The sequence below is a fragment of the Brevibacillus sp. IT-7CA2 genome (genome assembly GCF_949767855.1).
Taxonomy (GTDB): Bacteria; Bacillota; Bacilli; order Brevibacillales; family Brevibacillaceae; genus Brevibacillus.
Genome location: NZ_CATKQT010000053.1, coordinates 198186 through 213987, shown reverse-complemented (window position 1 = coordinate 213987; position 15802 = coordinate 198186). Strand labels below are relative to the sequence as shown.

Sequence of the window (15802 nt, the reverse complement as noted above, 5' to 3'; positions counted from 1 at the left end):
GGCTGAGGCGAGGGCATCGCGGTACCACTCAGCTTCTCTGTCTTCCTCACGAAAAACAGACTTAGGAAGTTCACTATGAAACTCCCGTCCGATAACGAGGACGAATTCGTTGTCCTATACTCACTGGCTAGGCAAGCTGATTTTCCAGGACAATGCTCCAAGGTGATTTTCAAAACAGGCTGGCGGCCATTCTTTCAGCACGGGGAACGGCTCTCTGCACGCTGCTTACTGTTTCTACTCTTCCTTTTCAACGCTCATACATACGAACTATTCGAATTAGTTAAACATTCTACGCCGAAACCCACAAGTTGTCAATCTTCTTGTTATTTGGCAGGAAAGCAATGACAAAAAAACGGGTTCCCTTTCGAGCTATTACACTCAAAACGGTACCCGTTTTTCTATTCGCTTCATCCTATACTGCTTCGTAAATCGCTTCGTAACGCTTGCCGATTTCTTCATCTGTGAAACCAGCTTCACGCAGACGGCCGATCAGTGCATTTGCCCAAATCTCAGTGCGCTGCGCCATTTTCGCGTATTTTTTCGCTTCCTTGATTTTGCGCTTGGAGCGCTCTTCACCGTTGGACTTGAGGTTGTCGAGGATGAACAGCATGTGCATGGTATCTTCCTCGTTCAACGTCTCCCAGCTATCGTTTAGAAACGCGGTTACCTTTTTGTAGTAGCCATCAAACTCGTCAAAAGAAATCTCAGTATCCATGTTGAGATATTCTTTCATTTTTTCAAATAGATCTTGCATCTAGCGTCACAACTCCCTCATTATTCTCCGCACTATTATAACAAAAACAACGGTGGACAGGAAGTTGCCATTATCTGTGAAGCTTTCATAGACACTCGAGCCCCTCTCGCAAGCATGCAACCTCTCTCGTAATGCTCTATAATAGGGAAATACTGAATTGCTTGAGGAGAACGGAACAGATGACAACGAATAAAAAAGAACAAGACGCCAGCATCCGTGTCGGCCAGCAAATGACGCTCACGATCAAGAGCTTGGGCATTAATGGCGAAGGGATCGGCTATTTTAAAAGAAAAATCGTTTTTGTAGAGGGTGCCCTCCCTCGAGAGGTTGTCCATGCAGAGGTAACCGAGGCAAGAGAAAAATACGCGACCGCGCGTCTTTTACGAGTCGTTGAAAAATCAGCATCTCGCACAAAGCCCCCCTGTCCGGTCTATGCGGAGTGTGGCGGATGCAGCTTGCAGCACATGGATTATGCCGCACAGCTCGCGAGCAAGCAGGAAATCGTCATCGAGTCACTGCGCAAGTACGCTCGACTGAATCAGCCACCAGTCTCCCCTACGATTGGTATGGATAATCCGTGGTCGTATCGAAATAAAGCACAGTTTCAGGTGGGCAAGGAAAAAGGCAAGCTCATCGCTGGACTGTATCAAACAGGCAGCCACAAGCTCGTCAACCTGGAAGGCTGTCAGGTACAGCATGAAGCGACAACGAAAATCGTCCAAGCAGCGAAGCAAATCATCGAGGAGCTCGGAATTCCGATCTACGACGAGAAAAAACGGACGGGCGTCATCCGCACGATCGTAGCTCGTGTCGCTTTTGCTACGGGTGAAACGCAATTAACGCTTGTAACGGCTACTCCAGCAATCCCACGGGTGAAAGAGCTACTTTTGGAGCTCCGTACGAGACTGCCAGAGCTGGTAGGAATCGCACAAAACGTAAACACGCAAAAAACATCGCTTGTTTTCGGTGACAAGACAGTATCGTTGTGGGGCAAGGCCTCCATTGCTGAAAAGCTAGGTGAGCTGTCCTTCGATTTGTCGGCTCGTGCCTTCTTCCAATTGAACCCCGAGCAGACGCAAAAGCTGTACAATCAGGTGAAAACGGCTGCTGGATTGACCGGAAAAGAACTCGTGCTCGATTTGTATTGTGGTACAGGGACGATCGGTTTGTGGCTCGCTCCTTATGCTCGTGAGGTTCGCGGGATCGAGCTGATTCCTGAGGCTGTCGAGGATGCCAATCGCAATGCAGAGCGTAACCAAGCGGCGAATGCCAGCTTTCACGTGGGGCGTGCCGAGGTCTTGATGCCAAAATGGGCCAAACAAGGGACTCGACCGGATGTCGTCGTAGTCGACCCGCCACGGACTGGGCTGGATGATGCGCTGATTCGTTCCTTGTTGGATGTGCAGCCGAAGAAGATTGTGTATGTGTCTTGTAATCCTTCTACGCTGGCGAAGGATGTTGGGAAGCTGATGCAGCGGTATGAGTTAAAGAGCGTGCAGCCGGTGGATATGTTCCCGCATACGGCGCATGTGGAGGTGATAGTAAGACTTGATAGAAAAGATACAGTCAAGTAAACTGTACCTAATTTGAGGAGAGAGGGTGGGAAAGATTGTAGTGAATCTTAATCTTTCCGCCCTCGAATACTTCAATTTTGTGGATGAGCCTTTGTAGAACCTGCTTCATTACTAGTTCATCGTTAATGTCTAGTTTAACGATGTGTTCTACTTCTTTTCTAAATGTTTGTAGCTGTTCATTTAGGTCTTTCTTTGCTTCTAAAGTTAACTGTAATTCAACTTTCTTGTTTGCTAGGTCTTGCTGTTGTTGAGTGATACGCTCGTTCTGTTGCTTGAATTGCTCCGTTGAGATTGCCCCCTCAACGTGAAGGCTTAACAACCTGTCAAAGCGTTTGTCAAGTTGGACTAATTCTCTGTCAACTCGCTTTAGTTCTTTCGTAGTAGAGGACTGTAAAGCGTTCGCTTTTTCCTCCGCTATTTCTCGATTACCTGTTTTAAATATGTTTCTAATCTTCCTGTACTAAAATTTGAACGGTATTCAGATGCGTAAAATAAAGTAACGTCTTCATTGAGGTCGGATGATTCGTTTGAAAGAAACTCATTATAAAATTCACGGTAATTTTCAAAAGATTTCCGACCATTTTTAGAATAAAAGAAAATAACCATTTTATTCCTCTTGTTTGTTTCAATATTATATTCTTTTAAAAGTTGTACACTCTTATGGACTAATGTAATATCTTTTTTACTAATTGAGTTTCTATGTATAACCTCAAACAATATATCTGCGTTTCCTTCGATACGATTCCTAGCAATAAAATCATAATTATTTACTTTAATCTTTGATTCAAAAGGTTTAGAAACATCAAAGTTGTACTGTTCCAAATATTTTTTTGTAACATAAAAAGTATAGTCCTCATATAGTTGATACAAATATTTCGGTAATTTAAAAGTGTATTTATCTACTTTATTGGTATCTTCCTCACTAATCTCTTCACCATGTCTTAATTTATTATTGAGGTTAATGAATTCGTTAATCTGATTACTAGGCCAATTAGTTAACATACCTATTTGAATTAGCTCCTGAATTAATGATCTCAAACTATTCGGTTTCTTATTTTGTGAGTGATGATTTGAAGTTAAATCATTGTATGCATTTCTTAGAGCTTTTTCAAACTCAATCATATCTAAAACAAATTTTGATTTTATTTGATTTGAGTCTTTAACATTTACATCAGTTTTAATATTTGCATTCTCACTCCATTTATATTGAATTACTTTTTCACCATCTATATCTTTTTCCATTTCATCCAATAAATTATTTTTCTTTAGTTCTTCAACTAAAAATGCAAATATTTGATCCAGTTGTGTAATACACCAATAAGGATAACTTTTCTCTATATAGTCCTTTTCAATGTTATAAATGTCTTCCTTCGAAAAGTATATTTTGTTATATAATTTCATTTTTTGGACCCATTTGTAAATTTGTGAAACAAAAAAGTCTTTAATTCCTTCACTAAGTTCAAGGGATTCAATATGTTTTTCAATAATAGAAGTAATAATATTTAATAATTTAGAATCAGTTATTAAAATCTCTTCATCTTCTTCATTTATTAATATTTTACCTTCAGAATTCTCCCAGACAATATCTTGTGAAATTAAATTAATAAATTTCCTTAAAACTCTATTGGAATTTAAGATTAATGAGTCAAGGTAAACAGTTGCTAGTTTTTGTGAGAGAACATCTTTATTAATAACGATATTTTTAAAGATTGTCCTGAAATCATTATCTGATAGTAGTCGAACATGGATTTGTTTTGTAAAGAGACTTGATAATACAGAATCATCAACAGTATTAGAATCAGTAAATTTATAATAAAGTTTTTGGCCAGAAACAATAATGAAATTCGCTAAATTTGATAATAGAAGAGGTTTTAATTCAGATATGGATTGCTCAATTTCATCTTCATTCTCAATTTTATCCAACTCATCAAATACAAAAACAATGTTAATCTTGTGTTTCTTTATTACTTTTAAAATATTTATTAGATGATACTCAGCAATCTCATCGTCGTACAGTGATTTTATATTCATTTCGTTGGTTTTAGTTGTCTTTTTGGTAAATTTAGAAGTTAGTTTTATAGCCTCAATTGCTGCCCAGAGAGCAGTAAATAATAAAAGTAAAGAATTTAGATGGGTAGGTAATAAATTAAAGGTTAAATTAAATCCAGTAAAAATAATACAAGCAATGCTTATTAAAAGCTTTTTTAAGTTTGAATCAATTTGTAAGCTAGTTTCGAATTCGTTAATAGATTTATCATTATGGGCATGGTTAACATCATTAAAAGTTCTTTTGTACAATAACTCTAATTGTCCTATTATCTCTGGATCGGAATTTTTAAGTACTTTATATTGTTGGTGATTAGAGAATGCTAAATAAATTTGTCGAATTAATTTTCTAAGTATTAGAGTATACTTTTCGTATTTTGAAAAATTCATATGAATAAATAAAATATTAGTTTGATTTTTTAGTTTTTTCTCGACTTGATGTATCAAAGACGTTTTCCCAGATCCTCGATATCCTGTTACTAGGAAACATGAGGGGTTACCATATATTAGTTGTTGTTCAAATTGTGAAATCATTTCTTGATCACTATAAATGAATAATTCCATATTATTATTAAACGTAGAACTAGATATTATTTTATAATCTATTTTTATGTTCATGGGAATCTCCAATAATTTATATTATTTTACTAACAATAAATGTTGGACTACTATGGTAATTATAAGCCTTTATTTTTTTAAGTGAAACTATTTTACAGATCTTCTACAATATTCAAGGTCTGAAAATAAAAAAAGCCATCCACAAGTAGGGTGGCAATAAGAGTTATTAATTTTAATCATAAAGCTAACTATAGTTTACTGTTCTAACTGTAAAAAGCTTCTTCAATGTCTTGGTAATGTTAACAGAATTAAGAACTACAAAGTCAGAGAGCAAATGTCATTCTATTAATAATACTGTCTGTACTCCCTGTCATCTCGTCACATGTGGAAAGTGTGACACTCCTTCAACTTAAATGAGTATCTAAAGAAATAGGAAAGCACCCAAGCATGTACGCTTTCGTGCTTTCCTATCAAACCAGACTGTTAGGAGGGAAAGTAGCCCTTTTTAAATAATTCGTACCATTGATTCAATTCCTCGCCTTCCAATACACCCAACATTTCCAAAATATGTCTTGAAAACTCCAATGCACCGCTTCCATTCGCAGTGATGAGATTCTCGTCACGGATTGACTGACCCTCTACATAATGTTGATCTCCTCTGTAGTTCGGAGCTCCTTCCTTCAAATAAGTTAACGTATTGCCAGTATGTCTATGATTGTCCAAAAATCCATGATTCCCTAAAAAAGTGGTAGCATCACAGATGGCAGCGACAGGAATATCCTTGCTCACACAATACTCAACCACTACTTTTGCTTGTTGATTCTTTTCTTCTCTCCATCCCGTTCCGCCAGGTATGATTAACATGGCGATATCCAAATTCGGATTGAATTCGTTTACTGTATAATCCGGAAGGACCGTTAAACCACCCATCGAAATTTTAGGTTCCTGATCAATGGCAATTGTCTTTACACGATATTCTGTTCCTGGCTTGTTTAGCTCGGAACTGACGTAACTTGCCTCCCAATCAGCAAAACCATCCGTAATAAAAATGAACACTTCCTTCAAAGTGATTCCCTCCCTGTAACGTCATGTACAAATGAATTGTAAAACAACTTCACTGACAGTTATGGTCAGGAAAGAAAACGGAAATCAAATGAACATCTTGAAGCGATCAAGATGGAAACAAAAAACGTAATACCATCACAACAATAATGCCTACGAGTACAGTTACCAATAAACTACGGGTTTTTATCGCAATGAAAAAGGTTGGTATGGCTGCTAAAAGTTCAACGTTATTCGTAGAAAAAGAAATCTTATCACCATTTTTAAATATCTCTTGAGCTACTAGAGCAGCCATAACAGATATGGGGACATAGCTTAACCAACGTGTTGCCCACTCTGGTAATTGAAAACGACTCAGTACCATAAGAGGAAGGACTCTAGGGATGAATGTAACAATAGCTGTTCCTACAATCATCAAAAAAACATCCCATCTTACTTCCATTTTTCCATCACCATCCCTATCGTTGAAGCAAAAATTGTAGCAACAATAACTCCCATACTGGCAGAAAAAACTGAACTGGTTCCCACAGCAATAATAACTGCGATTATTGCAACAACCACATCCCGTGCCATTTTCCTCCGACTTAACATCGAAAGTACCAGAAGTCCAATAAACATCGCTGTCAAAGCAAAATCCAAACCAAATTTTTCAGGATTTGAAATCCATTGTCCGAAGAATGCTCCGGCTATATTGGCTACGCACCAGTTTAAATAAGCCGTTATATTTAGACCGTGCATCCATTTTTCACTAATGTAATTCTTTTTTGCAGCTTCGTTGATAGCCACACCAAACGACTCATCGGTAAGTAGAGACCCTACTAGCATGTTTCTAAGCGGAGAAAGATGCCGAAAATATGGTGCTAGGGCTGCACTAAGTAAAAGATGCCGAAGATTAACAAAGAAAATCGTAATAATAATGGTGGTAATCGAACTGCTTGCTACCATCATTCCGGCGGCGATAAATTGGGCTGAGCCAGCATAAAGAATTAAACACATCAGGGCTATCTCAGCTATACTCAGACCCGCTGTCCTTTCGATAACACCAGCAGCGAATCCAATACTTAAATAACCCAGCAACGTAGGGACACAATCCTTTACACCTTGGCGAAAAGTATCCTGATCTCTTGAATCTGCCACCGTTTCGATTTGGTCATTCGCTAAACCCATTTTATCCCTCCTTAGCCTGATTTACATTCAGGGAGTTATTGTCATAACTACTATGAAAAAGTGAAAGAAAATACGGTTCAAATTACTTGAACCGTTTTCCTGTAACCACATGGAACAGGTCAGGATGGTTAATCCAGACAGATTCGGCTTTCTCGGGGCCAATTTCCTTAACTAATTGTGCAAACATAATGTCGTGTCTGATGTACTCCATTGCTACTAATACAAGTGCTGGGTCTTGTGTTTTTATAGCCCATGCAGAGGTATTTGGAGCGAAATTTGCTATTAATACTTCTTCATTGTCTCGGGAGACAATGGTTAAACGACCACTCATACGTTCCTCTGCTACTTTAGGAGACATGTAATCATGATGAGTGGTTGCACCTATCTCGGTATCGGGTGCTCCAAACAAAATGGAAAATACAGGGATACCTTCTTTTACTCGCTTATCTGCATCCTGTTTAATAAAAGAAACCTGTGGTTGCCAAATCGATAACCATAGTTCTTCTCTGGCTTTGTTTATCATGTCAACCATTTCAGTGATAACCAGTTCATCACTACTAATGCGTCGAACCACGTCTACTTGCTGTTCACTTTCTAATGCAGATAGATTTTTTTCAAGATAATCAAATGATTGCTCAAAGGAATTACGCATTCGCGAGATTAATTCTTTAGCTGGTAAAGGAGAGTAGGTCAGAGGTTCAGAAGGTACCGTATAAACTGCTCCTTTATCTAACAATTTCCCTAATACTTCATAAATCATGGAACGAGGTACACCTGATCTTTTACTAATCTCATATCCAGTTATAGGAGACTGCTTTAAAAGCCCTATATATGCTTTGCATTCATATTGTGAAAATCCTAATTTCTGAAGTTCTTTATAAATTTCATCCAAAGAAAACCACCACCTTTAATACTTATCTTTAGTGATTATTGCAATAACCTCTAATTCTATGGTAGTTATTATAATAATCACTAATTATATAGTCAATAATTTTAAACGGGTACCCCTGATATCGAGACTCATGAGTCATGGATTTGATGGTTATAATCTTAAGGGAACACCCGTCAATGAAAGAAGTGATATACGATGGATTTAGAAATGGTCATGCAAGAGCTTGAAGCTCTCGGCAAGGAACGAACCAAGAAAATTTATCTATCCAATGGCGCTCACGAACCACTTTTTGGCGTGGCTACAGGCGCTATGAAGCCAATGGCGAGAAAAATCAAGATTAATCAACCCTTGGCTGAGCAGCTTTACGCTACCGGGAACTACGACGCTATGTACTTTGCCGGTGTGATCGCAGATCCAAAAGCAATGACCAAGGCGGATTTTGATCGGTGGATGGATTCAGCTTATTTTTATATGCTGTCCGATTATGTGGTAGCAGTAACCTTATCTGAAGCAGATATTGCCCAAGAAGTTGCTGATCACTGGATCATAAGCGGCGAAGAGCTCAGAATGTCTGCGGGCTGGAGCTGTTACTGCTGGCTTTTGGGTAATCGCCCAGATCGTGAATTTACCGAAAGCAAAATTGCCAATATGCTTGAAACTGTGAAAAATACGATTCACGATTCTCCCGAACGAACGAAATACGCTATGAATAATTTTATTTACACGGTGGGGACTTCCTATTTGCCACTCCACGATAAGGCAGTCGAAATCGCAAAAGCAGTAGGTCCTGTAGAAGTCCAAAAAGACAAAGCAAAAAGCAAGTTCCTAAACGCTTTCGATAATATTCAAAAGGCAGTAAGTAAAGATCAGCTTGGCTTCAAACGGAAACATGTGAGGTGTTAATCCCCCGTTGGTTTCTCGTGAGGAAATAGCATGGACACGGAGTAACCCTTTAGAGGTTGCTCCGTTTTTTCATAACCAAGGTGTAAGATTCGGCTTCGCCCTGCTATTTGTAATAGTAGGCGAATTTAAAGGCGATACTGGTCGTGTATAGAACACGCGAGATCAAACTCCTACTGGAGACCGATGTCAAAATACATCGACTGCGGGATGTAACTACTCCCCATTGGTATATTATGGTACTTAAGTTTCAAGAATAAGATCCGAGGAGATGTAATCCGTGAAGGCGTTAATCGAATTCAAAAAAGTATCGAAAGAATACAAAATCGGAGAAGTGCCAATCAAGGCGCTTAATGGTGTTGATTTTTCCATCGCAGAAGGAGAATTCGTCGTTATTTTGGGTGCCAGTGGTGCTGGTAAAAGTACGATTTTGAATTTGCTAGGCGGAATGGATACGGCTACCTCAGGTCAAGTATTTGTTGGCGATCAAGAAATCTCTCGGTTCAACGAAAAAAAATTAACGCAATACCGCGGTGAGAAAGTTGGCTTCGTCTTTCAATTCTATAACTTAATTCCGAATTTAAACGCTCTCGAAAATGTTGAGTTTGCCACCGAAGTATGTAAAAACCATCTGGATGCGAAAGAGATTTTACATAAAGTTGGATTACAAAATCGTATGAAAAACTTCCCTTCTCAGCTCTCTGGTGGCGAACAACAAAGAGTTGCAATCGCGAGAGCTGTTGCTAAAAATCCTTTGCTTTTACTATGTGACGAACCAACCGGAGCATTGGATTATGTGACAGGTAAGTCCGTCTTAAAGCTTCTCCAGGATTTGAACAAAGAAACGAAAAAGTGCGTCGTATTGGTCACACATAATTCCGCCATTGCTCCTATGGCTGACAAAATTATTAAGGTGAAAAGCGGAATAATTGAAAGCGTTACCATTAATCGTGAAAAGCAAAGTGTGGAAGGGATTGAGTGGTGAAGATGAAATTATTTTTAAAATTAGTAAGGGATATCAAACAATCGATCGGGCAATTTATCGCCTTTGTTTTGGTTATCGCAGTAGGAGCCTTTTTCTATGGGGGGCTAGTCACTTATAGCAATAATCTTAGTGCTTATACAGAAGGTTATTTTAAAAAACATAACTTAAGCGACCTGCATGTATTTTACAATCAAATTTCCAGAAATGATGTCGCTGTTTTAAGTGAAATAGAAGGCATTAATAAAGTGGAAGGACGCTATACCTTTGATGCCACGCAAGCCTTTGAAGGTGATAAAGCTTCTTTGAAAATTCATTCGATCCCTGTCAAAAACGAAATAAACACGATTACTATGATTGAGGGCAGAATCCCGTCAAAAAAGAATGAGATATTATTAGATTCTCGATATGCAAAAGAACATCTTTTTCAAGTCGGCGATGAAATCAGTATTAACACGAATGAAAGGAATTTTACGTTTACCATTAGCGGCTTGGGTGAGAATGTCGAACATGCAAAAAAGAACGAAATACAAGATCATAAAACCTACGGAGTCGCTTATATTGCCGAAGAAACAATCTCTGAAATCTTAGGTGGCCTTTCCTATAATGAAATCATGATCGATGCTACAGAAGGATACGATATTGATAAATTGAGTCAATCCATTGAAGGACAATCCAAACACCTTTCTTATGTAAACCAAGTAAGTAAAGAACGGACTTTCAGCTATTCGAAAATAAATGAAACGATCCAGAATAACAAATTGATGATTATGGTTATCCCTTTCGTTCTCTTTTTGATTGTAGCCATTATCCTGTTTCTTACCATGTCGAGAATGATTGACTCTCAAAGAAACCAAGTAGGTATTATGAAGGCTTTAGGTGTCAAAAACAGAAACATCATGCTTCATTACATGGGATACCCTGTGCTGGCAGGTATCATAGGTTCAATCATCGGTTGTGTTATTGCCGCTCTCGTATTTGTTCCATTCGTAACTGCATCGAGTGCAAGAGCCTACTCTCTGCCTGGTATTACCTACTCCCTTTCTTTTTATTCTTTCATTCCTCCCATTATTTTCTCCAGTGCTTTTGGAATCCTAGCGTGTTACTTAAGTGGTAGAACCCTATTAAAAGAACGTGCAGCTCAGGCTATGCGTCCTAAACCGCCAAAGAAGATGAAAACGCTATTGATAGAAAGAATTCCGGGTATTTGGAGTCATATTTCCTATAGTTATAAACTCATTTTGAGAAATATTTTCCTTAATAAACAAAAAGCTTTAGCGAGCTCAATTGGCGTTGTTGTAAGCACGGTCTTATTGATCACTGCTTTTGGCACTCAATCTGCCTTGCAAAAAGTAGCTAGCCAAATTGAAGATGTCTATACGTATGATTTACGAGTAGATTATACGATGGGGACATCTACTGATACGGTAAAGCTCCCCTCCGGTATGAAAAATCATTATTATCTATCCACCTTTTCTGTTGAATTCATAAACGGTGATGAAAAAGATAATGCCACACTCGTAGTAACTGAAAAAGAAAACACTCTCATCCAATTCTTGGACGAAAATGAAAATCGGATCACTTTAGATCATAATGGTGTGCTGGTACCAAAATCCTATGCCGACAAATATCATATTTCAGCAGGAGATATCATCCAAATAACGTTCAAAGCACCAGAGCTTAAAAATAAATCTGTAGAAATGAAGGTTTTACATATTTCTACGCAGTATTCGAATCCTTCGTTTTATATCACACCAGACTATTTAAAGAGCTTTGGCATAGACTACAGCCCAACCTCGCTTTTCGTTCAAGCAAATAGCTCTGTAGATCTGAATAGCGTTCGTAATTTCTTTGAACAAGATCCTCATGTAGAAACCATTGCAGATAGAAATGATCTAAAGAAAACCGCTGAATATATTTTGAAACAAAACAGTTTTGTATTTATCATGTTTATTGTTTGCGCCGTCATCCTCTCTTTTGGCGCGATATACTCGATCTCTTCCATCAACATTTATGAAAGGAATCGCGAGCTTGCAACACTTAAGGTATTAGGCTATCAAAAACATAAAATAAACAGACTTATCTTTTTTGAAAACATGATACTCTCTACATTTGCGATCCTTGTAGCTCTACCGATAAGCGGTTACGTTTATTCCATGATTGTCAAGGCACTGTCTAGTACCCATCAACAGATCCCGGATCAATTAACTATTCCTATCCTATTGGTTTCTGTTATTCTTGCCTACTTGCTTACGATTCTGTCCAATCTGCTGCTACGGAGAAAAGTAACCAACATCAATATGATTGAATCATTAAAAGGAGTAGACTAAAACTATCGACCAACTGCTTTACGTGCCTGTCTTACGTGTAATGTTTTCATGGAAAATCTGGATAAAAAAAGCTAAACTCCCTTGATCGAACAGGAGTTTAGTTTTTTTCGTCCTCATAGGGAATGTCTGATCAATGTTAAAAGAAGAGCTATGTGATTTATTCGAAGAGCGCAATGGGGTTACCGATGGGCCTTTTTGGATAAAGAACAGACTCTTAGAAAGTACGTTTATAAAGAACATGCATTGATGCAATACAATCAATATGGACCCGACTCTGATTGGAAAGGCTCAAACAAAGGAGTGTTTGCGTACAAACCAACGCCAGAGGAAGATGCACAATGGGGCTATCGTTGGGCGTTTATCGATAAAGAAGGCAAGGTTCGAAAGTTTGTAAAGAAAGAGAATGCTGATCTGATTTATAAGCAGATTTTTGGTTGAGTAATAGAAAATCTTCACTTTGGGTGATAGGCAAAAGGATGGAGCCGTCTCTGACGCTCTGTCCTTTCTCGTTTCATCCACCGTAGAATAGGCCATCATCCGTTTCCATCTTATACCTGTCTTCATACGATAAACAAAAACAGGGAGGAAACGAGGAATGCCCAAAAAAGTCTCGCTTTGTGAGCAGTTCTCCAGAATTATCAGGGGGCAATCTGGCTTTGCTGGCGGAAAATGCGTTTCGACCATCAATCGAAATCAAATAAAAGCGACCATTTTGGGGAAAAGATTTCGCGTTACGTCTTCTTTTTCATTTGAATCCCTCAATCAAAAAACGGGCAAAGCGCTCTGCTTAGGGAGAGCTGCATTCTTGCAGAAAGAAGTCAATCCATTCATTACAGCCATTCGGAATCAAGGCATCAAAGTCTCGTCTGTCCGTAATGAATGGTTATTCGATCGTCCCCGCTTGATATATGTAAATATTGAAGCAGTTGATAAACCTCTTGCTTTCGCAAGGAAAGTAAGGCGAGCATTAGATGCCATTCCTTCATGAGAATAGAAAGAAACGAGTCCTCTCTGTCACCGCAGGGAGGTTTTTTCGTCTCTAGAACATCACAACTCGATCAGCTATAATGAAACACAACCAAAAATAGGAATTTTAGTGAAAATCAGTACGTACTCATACCTCTTACTAGGAAGGATTGATTCTCTTGAATACACAGATCATCGATATAGGCGTAAACCTGATGCACCGCTCCTTTCACCAAGATCGCGATGAGGTCGTTGCCAGAGCAGAGAAACAAGGAATTTATCCATTAATTTTGACAGGGACAAGCTTGAGAAACAGTATGGATGCCTCACGATATGCGAGTCGCTCCAAAGGAAAGCTGTACACTACGGCAGGGATTCATCCTCACGATGCAAAAAGCTGTGATGAATCGACGATCAAGAAATTAAGAGAACTGGCATCTCTTCCCCATGTGGTAGCGATTGGAGAATGCGGGTTGGATTATAACCGTGACTTCTCCCCGCGTGATATTCAAAGAAAGTGGTTCATCGAACAAATTTCCCTGGCCACAGAACTTCAACTGCCGTTGTTTTTACATGAACGCGATGCTCACCTTGATTTTGTCTCGATTCTTAAAGAACATCGTCAAAGTATCACTCGTGCGGTTGTACACTGCTTTACCGGAACCTCCAAGGAATTAGAAACCTATTTAGATATGGACTTTCATATCGGGATTACAGGATGGATTTGTGATGAACGACGTGGGAAACATCTTCGGGAGCTTGTCAAAAAGATTCCCTTGAATCGTTTGATGATTGAAACGGACGCGCCATTTTTAACCCCTCGTGATTTGAAAGAAAAGCCTGTGGATGGTCGGAATGAGCCCATGTATTTGAGACATATACTGCACGCAGTCGCACAATGTATGGGGTTGAGCCCTGAGGAAGTGGCCAGCGCTACTACCAAGACTGCGAGAGAATTTTTTAGCGTATAGGTAGTTTTCGCAAGAGGGACTCGTGCCCTCTTGTCGTTTGAATGTTAATGTAATTTATTGGTATATTTGTATAATTACACAATCCCCTTAGCAATAAATTTAACAAGGTAGTCTTCTGCCTAATTTGGAAGATCATAGAATCTCTTGATCATCCTAAAAAAAATTAGTGAGATTTCTTATTTTACTCAAATATTTTAAGAGGGAAGGTGCATCATGATGAATATTTTTTCATTAATCATAAAATTCTTTGGTATAGGATTTCTAATTTTAGGATTTTTAAAAATCGGGGGGCTAATAACCATCCAATTTAAAAATATTTTCAGCCTCTCGTTAGCAGGTTTTTTGTTTGTACTGTTTGACCTTATTAGTCATTTTGTTGAAAAGTCAGATAAAAAAGCATTTAGAAGCGCGTTATCATATTTAAGAGTAGCAACTCTTTTTTTATCAATAATGACCATAATAGTAGTTCCATTTTTCCCTATAAAATGGAACACTCCTTTTTTAAAAGTTATTACTGATTCGCTAGTTTATTTAAGTTTAGGAATAGTAATTTACCTTATTGGTTCAAAGGATAGAAATGGAAATAAAATAAATACTTCTTCAGTGGAAAAATGAAACAAGAAGATCTAAGTTAATTTCAGTGATTAATATATAAATTCTTCTCAAGAAGAGATTGTTAAGAAGGGCCTTCCACACATGAAAAGCAGATAACATAACTTTGCGACAGAGTATTGAAAATAGATCATGTAACCGAACTATCACTTTACAATTGTCAAAAACGGATATAAATTACAAATAATGGATTAAAATAAAAGAAAGGTGTTTTGTTTATGCTTAAAAAAAGTATGGCTTCCAGTCTAGGTCTTTTATTCGTTGTGATGTCTTTCACACTTCCTACTCAGGCTGCAGAACCAACGCTTTCGAAATCGTCCGAACAAAATATTTCATCCCATGCATCACAAAAACAATCCCTATCAGCGAGCTCTTCTTATGGAGCAAAAATGTGGATCAGGAACAATCAACTGGTCCCAGAAGGCTGGGTGATTACAGACAGTAACAGCACCCATTTCGAAATTACATGTGTGATTGGGGCTACCTACAGATCGACACTATGGATCAAGTACAACCAAGGAATTCCGGATGGATGGGCTGTTATAGATGGCAGTGGAACTTCCCTGCAAATCATTTATACGGAAGGAGCTGGTTACGGAGATAAACTGTGGGTGCGGAACAATCAAATCATGCCGCAAGGATGGGTCATAACAGATAGTACGACTGATAAATTTGAAATTACGAGCATTCAAAGAGCACCAAAGGGAGCGAAGCTATGGATCAGGTATAATCAACAGATTCCAGCAGGCTGGGTTGTTACCGATCGCTTTAACACGAAAATTCAAATCACTTTTATGGGCTAGACCGCTATTAAAGTGGGACGCGACTAATCTGCGTCCCACTTTTTCATTTCGGCTGTTTTTTGACTCATCTATTATTTTATAACTCTATTTCATCCCCATGCTATGCTTTACGAGAGGTTGATGGATATGAGGTAGAGCGAAGACACCTGACTGATTATCCGGGGTGTCTCATTTTTTTTCATGAA

15 protein-coding genes and 1 other annotated feature are annotated in these 15802 nt (G+C 38.6%); of the genes, 9 read left to right on the top strand and 6 right to left on the bottom strand.

The window, feature by feature from the left end; all coding sequences use genetic code 11:
- Positions 1–260 (bottom strand) — a binding site (T-box leader).
- A gap of 152 nt (positions 261–412) precedes the next feature.
- Positions 413–754 (bottom strand): hypothetical protein, encoded by a 342-nt coding sequence (locus ACM6JA_RS28490; RefSeq protein WP_409177321.1) that lies wholly within the window; start codon positions 752–754, stop codon positions 413–415.
- A gap of 179 nt (positions 755–933) precedes the next feature.
- Here ACM6JA_RS28490 and rlmD point away from each other — a divergent pair, with 179 nt between their 5' ends.
- Positions 934–2328, top strand: a complete 1395-nt coding sequence (gene rlmD, locus ACM6JA_RS28485; RefSeq protein WP_414855109.1) for a 23S rRNA (uracil(1939)-C(5))-methyltransferase RlmD — start codon at positions 934–936, stop codon at positions 2326–2328.
- Positions 2329–2742: 414 nt separating this feature from the next.
- Here rlmD and ACM6JA_RS28480 read toward each other — a convergent pair whose 3' ends face one another.
- From ACM6JA_RS28480 to ACM6JA_RS28460, 5 genes are all read right to left on the bottom strand, one after another.
- On the bottom strand, positions 2743–4992 hold the full coding sequence (locus tag ACM6JA_RS28480) for an ATP-binding protein (protein ID WP_414855108.1): 2250 nt from the start codon (positions 4990–4992) through the stop codon (positions 2743–2745).
- A gap of 423 nt (positions 4993–5415) precedes the next feature.
- Positions 5416–5997: a type 1 glutamine amidotransferase family protein gene (locus tag ACM6JA_RS28475; RefSeq protein WP_414855107.1), complete on the bottom strand. Its 582-nt coding sequence runs from the start codon at positions 5995–5997 to the stop codon at positions 5416–5418.
- A 106-nt stretch (positions 5998–6103) separates the two neighbouring features.
- Positions 6104–6436: an AzlD domain-containing protein gene (locus ACM6JA_RS28470; protein ID WP_414855106.1), complete on the bottom strand. Its 333-nt coding sequence runs from the start codon at positions 6434–6436 to the stop codon at positions 6104–6106.
- Positions 6427–7161: an AzlC family ABC transporter permease gene (locus ACM6JA_RS28465; protein ID WP_414855105.1), complete on the bottom strand. Its 735-nt coding sequence runs from the start codon at positions 7159–7161 to the stop codon at positions 6427–6429. Before ACM6JA_RS28465 ends, ACM6JA_RS28470 begins: the two co-directional genes overlap by 10 nt.
- 82 nt (positions 7162–7243) lie before the next feature.
- A complete protein-coding gene (locus ACM6JA_RS28460; RefSeq protein WP_414855104.1) occupies positions 7244–8053 on the bottom strand; it encodes a TrmB family transcriptional regulator in 810 nt (269 codons plus the stop codon).
- Positions 8054–8248: 195 nt separating this feature from the next.
- Here ACM6JA_RS28460 and ACM6JA_RS28455 point away from each other — a divergent pair, with 195 nt between their 5' ends.
- From ACM6JA_RS28455 to ACM6JA_RS28420, 8 genes are all read left to right on the top strand, one after another.
- Entirely contained in the window at positions 8249–8956 is a 708-nt protein-coding gene (locus ACM6JA_RS28455; protein ID WP_414855103.1) for a DNA alkylation repair protein, read from the top strand.
- Between the two features lie 277 nt (positions 8957–9233).
- On the top strand, positions 9234–9938 hold the full coding sequence (locus tag ACM6JA_RS28450) for an ABC transporter ATP-binding protein (protein WP_414855102.1): 705 nt from the start codon (positions 9234–9236) through the stop codon (positions 9936–9938).
- A gap of 2 nt (positions 9939–9940) precedes the next feature.
- Positions 9941–12265, top strand: a complete 2325-nt coding sequence (locus tag ACM6JA_RS28445) for an ABC transporter permease (RefSeq protein ID WP_414855168.1) — start codon at positions 9941–9943, stop codon at positions 12263–12265.
- A 246-nt stretch (positions 12266–12511) separates the two neighbouring features.
- Positions 12512–12703, top strand: a complete 192-nt coding sequence (locus ACM6JA_RS28440) for a hypothetical protein (protein ID WP_256973623.1) — start codon at positions 12512–12514, stop codon at positions 12701–12703.
- 157 nt (positions 12704–12860) lie between these two features.
- Entirely contained in the window at positions 12861–13253 is a 393-nt protein-coding gene (locus ACM6JA_RS28435) for a DUF1259 domain-containing protein (protein ID WP_414855101.1), read from the top strand.
- Between the two features lie 148 nt (positions 13254–13401).
- Positions 13402–14202, top strand: coding sequence for a TatD family hydrolase (locus tag ACM6JA_RS28430; RefSeq protein ID WP_414855100.1), 801 nt, complete (start codon positions 13402–13404; stop codon positions 14200–14202).
- 213 nt (positions 14203–14415) lie between these two features.
- A complete protein-coding gene (locus ACM6JA_RS28425) occupies positions 14416–14817 on the top strand; it encodes a hypothetical protein (RefSeq protein WP_414855099.1) in 402 nt (133 codons plus the stop codon).
- Between the two features lie 386 nt (positions 14818–15203).
- Complete coding sequence (locus ACM6JA_RS28420; protein WP_414855098.1) at positions 15204–15617, top strand: hypothetical protein; 414 nt, start codon at positions 15204–15206, stop codon at positions 15615–15617.
- Positions 15618–15802 lie beyond the last annotated feature (185 nt).